This is a genomic window from Vibrio sp. 661, assembly GCF_033339315.1.
GTDB classification, from domain to species: Bacteria; Pseudomonadota; Gammaproteobacteria; order Enterobacterales; family Vibrionaceae; genus Vibrio; species Vibrio alginolyticus.
Map to the genome: position 1 here is coordinate 1 of NZ_JAWOUJ010000109.1, position 1,145 is coordinate 1,145.

1 protein-coding gene is annotated in these 1,145 nt (G+C 49.4%); it reads left to right on the forward strand.

What is annotated here, in order from left to right; translation table 11 throughout:
• Positions 1–1,145 (forward strand): 2-isopropylmalate synthase (gene leuA / locus R7P69_RS25045; RefSeq protein ID WP_318121803.1); only part of this gene is annotated, 1,145 nt, incomplete at both ends.

The following is a 1,145-nucleotide window of genomic DNA, read 5'->3' on the forward strand; positions in this document are numbered from 1 at the left end:
ACCACATTGCGTGATGGCGAGCAAGCGTTGTCAGCAAGCTTGACGGTTAAAGAAAAACTGCAGATTGCCTATGCGCTTGAAAGGCTGGGCGTTGATGTTATCGAAGCCGGTTTTCCTATCTCTTCCCCTGGCGATTTCGAGTCCGTACAAACTATTGCAAAACACATCAAAAATAGCCGAGTTTGTGCCCTTTCGCGTGCCGTTGCGAAAGACATCGATGCCGCAGCTGAAGCGCTAAAAGTTGCTGACCAATTCCGTATCCACACTTTTCTAGCCACTTCCACGATTCACGTTCAAGACAAGCTACGCCGCAGTTACGATGACGTACTTGAAATGGCGGTCAACGCCGTTAAACACGCGCGTAACTACACCGATGATGTCGACTTTTCTTGTGAAGACGCAGGCCGAACACCAATCGACAATCTATGTCGCATGGTTGAAGCCGCAATTGATGCTGGAGCAAGCACCATCAACATTCCCGATACCGTTGGCTACACAGTGCCAAGCGAGTTCGGTGGCATCATCCAAACGCTTTTCAACCGCGTGCCGAACATCGACAAGGCCATCATTTCTGTGCACTGTCATGATGACTTGGGCATGTCGGTCGCAAACTCAATTGCAGCAGTACAAGCCGGTGCTCGCCAAATTGAAGGCACCATCAATGGTATCGGCGAGCGTGCGGGTAACTGCTCACTAGAAGAGATCGCGATGATCATCAAGACGCGTCAAGAGCTTCTGGGTGTAAGCACGGGGATCAAGCACGAAGAAATCCATCGTACTAGCAAGTTGGTGAGTCAACTGTGCAACATGCCGATCCAAAGCAACAAAGCGATCGTGGGTGCCAATGCATTCAGCCATTCTTCAGGTATCCACCAAGACGGCATGTTAAAGAACAAGAACACTTACGAGATCATGACACCTGAGTCGATTGGTCTTAAGAACCAAGCACTTAACCTAACCAGTCGTAGCGGCCGAGCGGCGGTGAAGAGCCACATGGATTCCATGGGTTATAAAGAGGATGAGTACAACCTAGACGCACTGTACGCCGATTTCTTGAAACTGGCCGACCGTAAAGGCCAAGTGTTTGATTACGATTTGGAAGCACTAATGCACTTCTCCAACTTGCGTGAAGAAGATGATTTCTA